The sequence below is a fragment of the uncultured Duncaniella sp. genome (assembly GCF_910577345.1).
Taxonomy (GTDB): domain Bacteria; phylum Bacteroidota; class Bacteroidia; order Bacteroidales; family Muribaculaceae; genus Duncaniella.
Genome location: NZ_CAJTMT010000050.1, coordinates 1 through 10,538, shown reverse-complemented (window position 1 = coordinate 10,538; position 10,538 = coordinate 1). Strand labels below are relative to the sequence as shown.

Genomic DNA, 10,538 nt, shown 5'->3' with positions numbered 1-10,538 from the left:
CCACCAAAATCCCCCAACAAGCCCTCAACAAGCCCCCAACAAGCCCCCAAAAAATTCCAACCCCTATTAGCCCTATCAGACTTATTAGGCTTATTAGCCCTATTGGACCTATTAGACTTATCTCCCCTATTGGCCCTATTGGCCTTATTTGACCTATTAGGCTTATTAGGCTTATTAGTCCTATTGGGCCTATTAGACTTATCTCCCCTATTGGCCTATAATAAAAAAACTTCAGCCCCTCCCCTCAACTCAAAACTAACAACTCAAAAACTCCCCTCCCCCCAACAACTAAAAACTCAAACCTCAAAGCTTTATACTTTTTTTAACCGCTTCATAGCGGTTTTTTTTGTACTTTTGTAGCCTAATTGGCCAAACCCGGCCCTAACCAAACGATAACATTCTAATCACCACCACATTATGGACAATAAAGAAGTTGTACTCTCAGGCATCCGTGCCACAGGCAACCTCCACCTCGGCAACTACTACGGCGCACTCAGCAAATTCGTGAAAATGCAGAACGACTACGACTGCCTCTTCTTCATCGCCGACCTCCACGCCCTCACAACCAATCCCGAACCCGACGCACTCCACGAGAATGTCAAAAACATCCTCGCAGAATACCTCGCCGCAGGCATTGACCCCGAAAAGGCTACAATCTTCGTCCAAAGCGACGTACCCGAAATCTCCGAAATGTATCTCCTGCTCAACATGCACGTCGGCATCGGCGAACTCATGCGCACAGCCTCCTTCAAGGACAAGGCCCGCAAGCAGCTCGGCATCAAGACCGACAACGACAGCGAGGACATCGAGAAACAGATCATCGGCAACGACTCCAACAAGCGTGTCAACGCCGGCCTCCTCACCTACCCCACCCTCATGGCCGTCGACATCCTCATCCAGAAAGCCCACAAAGTACCCGTAGGCAAGGACCAGGAACAGCACCTCGAGCTCACACGCCGCTTCGCACGCCGCTTCAACTCATTCTACGGTGTCGACCTCTTCCCCGAACCCCAGAACTTCAACTTCGGCGACCACGCTGTCAAAGTCCCCGGCCTCGATGGCTCCGGCAAGATGGGCAAGAGCGAAGGCAACTGCATCTACCTCATCGACGAGGAGAAGGTGCTCCGCAAGAAAGTCATGCGCGCCGTCACCGACGAAGGTCCCAAGGAACCCAACCAACCCATCTCCGAGCCGGTCCAGAATCTTCTCACACTCATGGAGCTCACATCCGCACCTGAAATCGTGCAGAGCTACCGCGACGCATACGCTGACTGCTCCATCCGCTACGGCGACATGAAAAAGCAGCTCGCCGAGGACATCCTCAAAGTCACAACCCCCATCCGCGAACGCTACCACGACATCCGCAACGACGACGCCTACATCTCGCGCGTAGTACGTCAGGGAGCCGAACGCGCCCGCGAACGCGCAGCCAAAACCCTCGCCGAAGTTCGCGAAGTCATGGGCATCCGCAAATTCTAAGGCAAAAAAACAATTCCCGCCCCTATTAGTCCTATTAGCCCTATTAGGCCTATTAGACTTATTAGGCCTATTAGACTTATCAGCCCTATTAGACTTATCAGCCCTATTAGCCTATCCATCTCCACCAATGAAAAAATATAACCTCATCAACAATTCTCTCGGCTGGCTCTGCTTCGTCATCGCAGCAGTGACCTACATGCTCACCCTTGAGCCTACAGCCAGCTTCTGGGACTGCCCCGAGTTCATCTCGCAAGGCTACAAACTTGAAGTCGGCCACCCGCCGGGCAACCCAATCTTCATGCTCGCCGCGCGTTTCTTCGTAAACTTCGCGTTCGGCGACATCTCCAAAGTAGCCATCATGGTCAACTCCATGTCGGCCCTCCTCTCGGCCGGCACAATCCTCCTCCTCTTCTGGACCATCACACATCTCGTGAAGCGTCTGATCGTGAAGGATGACGCCAACGAAATCTCCCTCACCCAAATGCTCGTCATCTTCGGTTCGGGCATCTGCGGCGCGCTTGCCTATACCTGGAGCGACACCTTCTGGTTTTCAGCAGTCGAGGGTGAGGTCTATGCCTTCTCCTCCTTCTGCACGGCTCTCGTCTTCTGGCTCATCCTCAAATGGGAAAACCGCGCGGAGCATCCCCACAGCGACAAGTACCTGATACTCATAGCCTACGTCATCGGTATCTCCATCGCTGTCCACCTGCTCAACCTCCTCTGTATCCCTGCCATTGCCCTTGTCATCTACTACAAGCTCTGGAAAAACACGACAGCCAAAGGCTCACTCGTTACCCTCGCCCTCTCGGCGGTGGTTGTCGGGCTTATCCTCTACGGCCTTGTCCCGGGATTCATCGAGGTGTCGCAGTATTTCGAACTCTTCTTCGTCAACGTGCTCGGCTGCAGCTACAACATGGGTGTACTCATCTATGCCATCCTCGCAGTTGCCTGCTTCATCTGGGCCATCGCGGCTCTCTACCGCCAGAAGAGTGTCGGTGAAATCCGCATCAGTGTCCTTCTGAGCATCTTCTTCTCAGGCATTCCCTTCATCGGCGAGAGCATGTGGATTCCCGTAATCATCATGATTGCACTCATTGCCTATCTTTTCATGGCAAAGAAGCTCCCCGTGCGCATCCTCAACCTCGTCGTGATGAGCATCTTCGTCATCTTCATCGGCTACTCGTCCTACGCGCTCCTGCTCATCCGCGCAAGCGCCAACCCGCCGATGAACCAGAATGCTCCCGACAACGTCTTCGCCCTCGCCTCCTACCTCAACCGTGAGCAATACGGCGAACGCCCCCTCTTCTACGGTCAGACCAACCAGTCGTCGGTCGTCTATGAAATCGACGCGCAGGGTCAGGCTTCACCTATGTACACCGAGGGCAAGCCTATCTATGCGAAGGTTGTCAAGACCGCTCCCGACCAGGCCGACCACTACGAAATCACAGGCTACAAGAAGAACTATGTGATGTCGCCCGAGCTCAACATGCTCTTCCCCCGAATCTACAGCGGCGCACACACCGAAGCCTATTCCGACTGGATCGGTGGTCTCAAAGGCAAACCCGTCAGCGCCACACGCTATGTCCATGAAGGCGAGACACTCCAGACGGTCGACGCCATCAAGCCCACAATGGGCGAGAGCCTCCGCTTCTTCCTCGTCTATCAGCTCAACCACATGTATTGGCGCTACTTCATGTGGAACTTCGCAGGCCGTCAGAACGACATCCAGGGCAACGGCGAGGTCAACCACGGCAACTGGATTTCCGGAATACCCTTCATCGACAATCCCCGCCTCGGCGACCAGAGCCTCCTCCCCGATTCGGACGGCAAGGGCAACAAGGGCCACAACGTGTTCTACATGCTTCCGCTCCTGATGGGCATCATCGGTCTCGGATGGCAGGCATTCACCTCCAAGCGCGGCATCGAGCAGTTCTGGGTCATCTTCTTCCTCTTCTTCATGACCGGTATCGCCATCGTGCTCTACCTCAACCAGACCCCGACTCAGCCCCGCGAACGTGACTATGCCTTCGCAGGTTCGTTCTACGCCTTCGCTATCTGGCTCGGCATGGGTGTCGCAGGTCTGTGGTCACTCATCCGCGAACTCTTCAACAAGAACGGCAAGGACAAGGGCAAACAGGCTCTCTCCGCTGAAGCCATCTCTGCAAAAGAGCAGAAGGTGAGCCTCGCCGGTGCGGTATTCGCCTGCCTCGTGGGCCTCTTCGTCCCGCTGCAGATGGTGTCGCAGACATGGGATGACCATGACCGCTCAGGCCGCTACACCACCCGCGATTTCGGTATGAACTACCTCGATTCGCTCGACGAGAACGCCATCATCTTCACCAACGGCGACAACGACACCTTCCCCCTCTGGTATGCTCAGGAGGTCGAGGGACACCGCACCGACGTGAAGGTTGTCAACCTCTCGTATCTCACCACTGACTGGTATGCCAACCAGGTGAAACACCCCTCATATCAGGCCGAGGGCATCGAGACCCTTGCCAAACCTGAGGATTACGGTTACGAACGCATGAATTTCAGCTATTTCGCAGCCGAGTGCGACACGACTCCGGTCAACATCTTCACTGCGCTCCGTCAGGTCTACGATCAGAAGTCGAGCCAGAACGCATGGAACGCCCCGATGATGCAATACAACAATTTCGTCATCCCCGTCGACATCCCCGCTGCCGTCAAGGCCGGTGTGATTACCGAACATGAGGCAAAGGTAGCCGACACCGCCATCCACGCCAACATGGCTGACGACCGCGAGGCTTCGCGCCACGGCGGCATGACCCTGAGCCAGATTCTCTCGCTCGACATGCTCGCAACTTCCGTGAAAAACGAATGGAAGAACCCTGTCTACTTCGCGTCGACAGTACCCTCGGACTACTATGTGGCTCTTCAGCCCTATATGCGTTCGACAGGTATGGCATACGAGGTGACACCCGTGCGCAACGAGGAGAACGGTGAGTATGACATCAACGCCGTCAACACCGACAAGGCTTACCGCAACATCACCGAGAAATTCCAGTGGGGTGGTCTCGACAAGGTCACCGACCCCGACCAGATATATCTCGATGAGACTGTGCGCCGCATGGTGACGACAACCCGCTCCTACATTCTCTCGACCGCCACAGCCTTCATCAACGAGGCTGCAATGGCTGAGCGCGCCGACTCGGTTGCCAACAGTCCTGAGATACAGAAGGAACTGGAAGCCTACAAAGCTGACCGCTACGCCAAGGCGCTCGAACTTCTCAAGCTCATGGAGGAGAAACTTCCCGAAGCCGCATCGCCATACGCGATACAGGTTCCCCAGAAGATGGCTCAGATTTATGCCCGCATCGGCATTGCCACCGGCAACAAGGAAGCCTCCGCGCGCGCCATCGAGCTTCTGGAAAACGAGCTTCTGCGCTATGCCCAGAACGTGAAGTATTACCAGAGCCTCAACCCCTGGCAATATGCAACTCTGCCGAAGACCGACCGCTTCATCGAGACCTACTATATGGTTTATCTCCTGCAGGATCTCGGAGATGTCGGCGGTGAACCCGAGAAGATGGTGGACCGCCTTACCGACATGGGCATCAACTTTGACCGCATCGTCTCAATACTCCAGCAGTAGGAATCATGTGGATTGAACAACCACCGTTTTTCTACCGTCTGCTCTTCACCGAAGCCATCTGGCGCATACTCCAGAGGGGAAAGAAGGTCGTCTATCTCACCTTTGACGACGGCCCTATCCCCGAGGAGACGCCGTGGGTCCTCGACGTCCTTGACCGCTATGACATAAAGGCGACCTTCTTCATGGTCGGCGACAATGTCAGGAAATACCCCGAAGTATTCGAGGAGGTCAAGCGCCGGGGACACTCCTACGGCAACCATACCATGCACCATCTGCAAGGTCTGAAGGAGAACGCGACCACCTTCTTCCGCGACATCACAGAAGCGGACCAACTGATAGGGTCGACTCTCTTCCGTCCGCCCCACGGCATCATCTCCCCCTTGCAGACAAAGCTCATCAAGCGCCACTATAATATAATAATGTATGACGTGGTGACCCGCGACTACTCCAAGCGTGTCACAAAGGAGCAGGTTCTGGAAAACGTGAAGCGCTACACACGCAACGGCTCTATAATCGTGTTTCACGATTCCCTCAAAGCGCACGACAAAATGCGCTATGCCCTCCCGAAAGCCATCGAATGGCTCAAGGAACAGGGCTATGAGTTCCGTCAACTCCCGATGTAAGAAAATATAAGATACAGACGCGCAAAGAATAAGAGATACAAAAGCACAAAAGAGCATAAGGAACAAAAGATATAAAGATTATATGAAACAAAATGTAAGACTGAGAGTTATCTTCTTATTTTTTTATTATATAATTCTTTTGTTACTTATGCCCTTTTGTGCTTTTGTATCTCTTATGAGCATATAAGGATATAATTCTTTTGTATCTTCTGACCTTATGTCCTTCTGTACCTTTCTCATGATAATTACAGCTACACTATTCATTCATGGAGACAACAGAAAAGCTTATAAAAAAACGTCTTGAAGCCGCCGGTGTCTTCAAGAGTGGCATCGCGAGGGTGCAATCCGTGGATGATGCGACAACGGAAGCATATCGGAAATGGCTCTCGGAGGGTAAACACGGCGAAATGGGCTATCTCGAAAACCATCTTGACATCCGGAGCAATCCCGCACTCCTCCTGCCCGAAGCCCGAAGCATCATTTCGTGTGCCTTCAACTATTACCACGGCCCGGTCAGAAGCCCTCTGAAATGGGCCTCATACTCTCTCGGAGATGACTACCACGACATCGTGCGCAAACGTCTGCAAGAGGTTGCCGCATGGATTTCCGAAAAATATGGAGCAGAATGTCGCGTCTGTGTCGACACAGCCCCCATCCACGAACGCTATTGGGCGGTCCGCAGCGGCATAGGTTTCATCGGTCGCAACCAACAGTTGATTCTACCCGGAGCCGGAACCCATTTCTTTCTCGGCGAAATACTCACAACACTCGAACTCACCCCCGACCCACCCTGCACCGAAAGCTGCCTCGGCTGCGACCGCTGCCTCCGCGCCTGCCCCGGAAAAGCCCTCTCACACCAAGCAGGGTCAAACGAAACTTCAGTCCTTGATGCAAAGCGCTGTCTGTCATATCTGACAATAGAGTATCGAGGCGATTTTCCCACAGGAACCGAGCTTGGACGGCATATCTACGGTTGCGATGTCTGTCAGGAGGTCTGTCCCCACAACACCAACGCCCCTCTTTCGGAAATCGAAGAATTCCGCCCCCGTCCAGCAATCCTCAGCCTCGACACCGAAGCAATCCTCACTATGAAGCAGGAAGACTTCTCAACCCTCTTCCGTCGCTCCGCCATCAAGCGCACCAAACTCACCGGCCTCCAACGCAACGCCCTCCAAATTAAAGATAGTGATTGCAACATCCTCTAAAATTTCAAAATGATTACGGCAAAAATTTAACTAAAAATTTTTGCCGCAATCATTTATTCTTTCTATCTTGCCGAATGTTAAACTCTTAAACCAATCTGACATGGAAGCTCTTGTGTTGATAGCCATTGCTCTCGCCCTTTTCTTCATCATCGGCATAGACAAGAGAGTTCGGGAAATTCTCCAATATTCTGAAATTCTCCGGCAGGAAATCAACCGTCTGCGCGAGGAGCTGCACCACCATGTCTCAACAACCGACAAAGCCGTCAATGTGCCTCCATATTCCAAAGAGGTAATTCCGACCGAAACGGCAATTCCGGAAGAGATTCCGGCGCGAACTGTAGCTCCGGAAACGATGCAACCGGAGGAGGACTACATTCCGGAAGACACACCCGATGAGAGTCTGCAAGAGAGGGAAGTCCCTGATTGGATTGTCTCTGAAGAGGAAGCACCACAGCAGAGGATGGAACCGGCAGCAATGACTCCGGATGAAAAACCGGAAACGGATTCCGAAAGCTTCCCCGATGAAAATCCGGATGAAACCCCATCCTACGGCAAGAATTGGGAAAAAGTCATAGGGGTAAACCTTTTCAGCAAAATAGGCATTCTCATATTCATCATTGGCATAGGCTTCTTTGTGAAATATGCCATCGATCAAAACTGGATAAACGAATTCCTGCGCACCATACTCGCAATGGGAATCGGCGTAAGTCTCTGGGGAATAGCTTATCCCTTGAAGGACAACTACAGAAACTTCTCATCCATCCTTGCCGGAGGCGGCTTTGCAATCTGTTTTGTCAGCGTGGCCATAGGTTACCACCTCTACGGAGTTTTCGGTCCGACGACATCTTTCATCATACTGTTGGTGCTCACCGCCATCATGATTGCGATAGCTATTCCGTTCAACCGGCCCGAACTCGCCATCACAGCCATCATCGGAGGATTCGCGGCCCCGTTCATCGCATCGAACGGGAGCGGTTCATTCGTTCAGGTATTAGCCTATATGGCTATCCTCAACAGCGCTGTGCTTGCAATCAGCATCTACAAAAACTGGTGGATTCTCTCACCGATTGCCTGCTGGCTCACATATATCATCACGGGTATCGGAATGAATATAACAAGCGGAGAGGAGCACAACGCATGGTGGCTTGTCGCGACAATCTACAATTTCATTGTCTTCTCCGTTCCACTCATCACAGAGCTGCACCGCAACTCCAACCGTTCGAAAGTGACCGCCTGCCTTATTTCAGCCATCATCATCAATAATCTCGCATACCTTTGCTTCGGGACCTGGCTTATCGCCGACATCGTCCCGTCCTTCAATGCGAGAGGATGCGTAGCTTTAGTCGGGTGTATCATCAATCTGTGCATCTATCTCAGATATTATAAAGACCGAAAAGCCGACCTCATCAACAGTCTGCTCATAACATTCATTTCCGGAATGGCTCTCGCAGCGATACTGGTACAGTTTACGTCAAACGGCATTAGATTCTCAGCCATCGGTCTGTATGCCACCATCATGATGTGGATGCAGATGCGTACCGGCCAAAGAATCTATCGCATCCTGTCACGCCTTGCAGGCATTCCGCAGGCCGCACTTCTGCTTATTGGGGCTGCCTACGATGCAGGGGAAATTTTCGGAAAGACAGAGGCTGCATGGATCTATATAGTCAACGGTTGCGCATATCTGTGGTGTTCGCGACTCATCCATAAAGAGGGAGAAGAAGCAAATATGGGTAGAGCCGGGTTCTTCACTCTCTGGAGCGGCGCCATCATCCTGAGCACAGGTATGGTTGTCCTTTTCGGCTATCTGCTGCCCCAACCGATAGCGACATGGACCGCACTTGCAGCAATAGGAATCATCGCGACGGCCATAAGCTATCCTCCGTTCAACCGCTCATCTACCTACCTGATTCTTCCGGGTGCCATGACAGCGGTATTCGGCTTAGCTCCATATATCACCGGAAACAGTTTCCTATCCGACATGCCGATGGCGATTGCCGTAATGATTTTCGGATTCGTCTACTTCCGCTGCGCAACGGGTGCTTTCCGACAAGAGAAGATTACGACAAATATCGCAGGGAATTATATGGTCTACTTTAATCTCGCGGTGATGCTTTTCGTATTGTCGGCAGTTTTCAGAGTGCTCGAAACTACGGGACTGACTCACTTCAAGAGTGCAGCGTTTTCAATAACACTCACCATCTGTGCAAGTGTCCAGATGCTGTTGGGTATGCGCTATCACTCCAAACTTCTGCGAATCATCTCCTTGGCTGTATTGGGAATAGTGATTGTCAAGCTTGCCGGATATGATTTGTGGAAAATGGCCGCAATCGGAAGGATAATAGTGTTTATTCTTTTGGGGGCCATTCTGCTCAGTATCTCTTTCCTCTATCAGAAACTACGAAAGTATCTTAGTGATTGAGGAAAGGGGAATAGAGCTAATAAGGCTGACAAATATGAAGCGCACACGCACAACGCCCTCCGTATCGTAATGAATATTTTAATATTGAATGATATTGATACTTAGATTGCTAATTATATCAATTTGCTGTCATTTGATAATGTCTTGTACATTATCAAATGACACGTCATCAGCTACTTCATTCAATACAGTTGCTTCTGATTCTGTAATTGTTGATGAGCCATGTATGGATTCTATTGAAATATTCATGATGGTGGAAACAATCGATTTACCAAAAGGGAATTTAGTAATATCCATCAAAAATAATACTGATTCCATATACTCTACCGGTGATTATTATAAAGTTGAACAATACGAAAAAGGTGAATGGACTTATATACCATATAAACCGGTAGTGTTTTACGGGAAAGGATATGAAATTACTCCCGGCTCATCCCGCCAATTTAAAATCAATTTGTCAGATTTGGATGGCGTGTTTGACAAAGGGAAATATAAGATAACAAAGAATATAATATGTAATTATAAACATGAAACAATCTCCACAGAATTCTCTTTGGAAGAGTGCCCATGAGGCCAAATACCCGAGGAGATAAAGCTTGGGTATTGAGGTGGTGGACTTCATGATCGGCTGAGCGAATAGCGGCTGATTGGTAAATCGGTAAATCGGTGTCCTGACGGACACCTTTATTTGTTGGTGATTGTTTTCCCCGCACATCTCCGCTACGCTCCGATGTACGGGGTTACGAGTAAATCGGTGTCCTGCGGACACCCGCTCCGGCGGGATAATAGTGTTAATTCTTTTAGGGGCGATTCTGCTCAGTATTTCTTTTCTCTATCAGAAACTACGGAAGTATCTTAGTGATTGACCGTCCGGGATTATATGTACACCCGGTAGGGATTATAGGTACACCCGGTAGGGACGCTTTTTAAAGCGTCCGCATCAGCATACAATCAGACAATCCAACAACAATTTGATTTTTTGGAATATAACGCGGAGCGGGCAACGGATAATCAATTTGGATTCCGGATTTGGGATTGGATTTCGGTTTGGGTGCATTTTCAATCCGTATGCTGTTGCGGACGCTTTGAAAAGCGTCCCTACCGTACGATAGACGAGGCGGGCGACAGCCGATCGGTGGTTAGGTTTGGTCGGTTTCGTGGAGGAGGCGGGATGGTGGGGTGAGGGCAAGGGA

The 10,538-nt window shown here is 51.2% G+C and carries 7 protein-coding genes; all 7 read left to right on the top strand.

Translation table 11 applies throughout. From position 1 onward, the window contains the following. A partial coding sequence (locus QZ310_RS13235) for a hypothetical protein (protein ID WP_297073663.1) occupies positions 1-360 on the top strand: 360 nt, incomplete at its 5' end. A 57-nt stretch (positions 361-417) separates the two neighbouring features. After that, on the top strand, positions 418-1,479 hold the full coding sequence (gene trpS / locus QZ310_RS13230) for a tryptophan--tRNA ligase (RefSeq protein ID WP_297073661.1): 1,062 nt from the start codon (positions 418-420) through the stop codon (positions 1,477-1,479). A gap of 127 nt (positions 1,480-1,606) precedes the next feature. Next, positions 1,607-5,095 (top strand): DUF2723 domain-containing protein, encoded by a 3,489-nt coding sequence (locus QZ310_RS13225; RefSeq protein WP_297073659.1) that lies wholly within the window; start codon positions 1,607-1,609, stop codon positions 5,093-5,095. 5 nt (positions 5,096-5,100) lie between these two features. After that, complete coding sequence (locus QZ310_RS13220) at positions 5,101-5,718, top strand: polysaccharide deacetylase family protein (RefSeq protein WP_297073657.1); 618 nt, start codon at positions 5,101-5,103, stop codon at positions 5,716-5,718. 266 nt (positions 5,719-5,984) lie between these two features. Then, positions 5,985-6,923 carry a tRNA epoxyqueuosine(34) reductase QueG gene (queG, locus tag QZ310_RS13215; RefSeq protein ID WP_297073655.1) on the top strand — a complete coding sequence of 313 codons (939 nt, stop codon included), beginning with the start codon at positions 5,985-5,987 and terminating at the stop codon, positions 6,921-6,923. 100 nt (positions 6,924-7,023) lie between these two features. Beyond that, on the top strand, positions 7,024-9,345 hold the full coding sequence (locus QZ310_RS13210) for a DUF2339 domain-containing protein (protein ID WP_297073653.1): 2,322 nt from the start codon (positions 7,024-7,026) through the stop codon (positions 9,343-9,345). Between the two features lie 139 nt (positions 9,346-9,484). Continuing rightward, positions 9,485-9,916, top strand: a complete 432-nt coding sequence (locus QZ310_RS13205; RefSeq protein ID WP_297073650.1) for an immunoglobulin-like domain-containing protein — start codon at positions 9,485-9,487, stop codon at positions 9,914-9,916. The last annotated feature ends 622 nt before the right edge of the window (positions 9,917-10,538 follow it).

Excerpts from the sequence above, each read along its gene's own strand:
- trpS (WP_297073661.1), top strand. The coding sequence starts at position 418 with ATGGACAATAAAGAAGTTGTACTCTCAGGCATCCGTGCCACAGGCAAC.
- QZ310_RS13225 (WP_297073659.1), top strand. The coding sequence starts at position 1,607 with ATGAAAAAATATAACCTCATCAACAATTCTCTCGGCTGGCTCTGCTTC.
- QZ310_RS13220 (WP_297073657.1), top strand. The coding sequence starts at position 5,101 with ATGTGGATTGAACAACCACCGTTTTTCTACCGTCTGCTCTTCACCGAA.
- queG (WP_297073655.1), top strand. The coding sequence starts at position 5,985 with ATGGAGACAACAGAAAAGCTTATAAAAAAACGTCTTGAAGCCGCCGGT.
- QZ310_RS13210 (WP_297073653.1), top strand. The coding sequence starts at position 7,024 with ATGGAAGCTCTTGTGTTGATAGCCATTGCTCTCGCCCTTTTCTTCATC.
- QZ310_RS13205 (WP_297073650.1), top strand. The coding sequence starts at position 9,485 with ATGTCTTGTACATTATCAAATGACACGTCATCAGCTACTTCATTCAAT.